The sequence below is a fragment of the Xanthobacter autotrophicus ATCC 700552 genome, from assembly GCF_043194565.1.
Taxonomy (GTDB): domain Bacteria; phylum Pseudomonadota; class Alphaproteobacteria; order Rhizobiales; family Xanthobacteraceae; genus Xanthobacter; species Xanthobacter autotrophicus_F.
Genome location: NZ_JBAFVS010000088.1, coordinates 1 through 443 on the forward strand (window position 1 = coordinate 1; position 443 = coordinate 443).

Annotated in this window: 1 protein-coding gene; it reads left to right on the plus strand. The window is 67.9% G+C overall.

From position 1 onward, the window contains the following. Nucleotides 1–443, plus strand: a 443-nt coding sequence (locus tag V5F48_RS25035; RefSeq protein ID WP_394260656.1) for a hypothetical protein, incomplete at both ends; no start/stop codon positions are given.

The window sequence follows — 443 nt, forward strand, 5'->3', positions numbered from 1 at the left end:
ACCGGGGCGCTGACCAAGACCATCGCCTTCCACACCGACGGCAGCCGCACCGAGACCCAGCCGGTCACCGGGGCAAGCTACGCGACGGTGGTCACCGACTATTCGGCCAGCAACACGGTGACGTCCATCGAGCGCTACGACGCCGACGGGGTCATGGTCTACGACCAGGACATCAGCGGCACCACCACCACGCTCACCACCTGGAATGCCGACCGCTCGAAGCAGGTGTCGGTGACGCAGGGCGGGACGCTGGCCAGCCTCACCTCCTATGACGCGGCCGGGACCCTGACGACCCGGATCGTCTACGCCTCGGACGGCAGCCGCACCGAGACCCAGTACGGCCTCGGCGCCGCGAACGATGCCTCGGTGGTCCTGAGCTACAACGCGGCCGGGACCCTGACCAAGAAGGTGGTCTACAGCACCGACGGCAGCCATGAGGACAC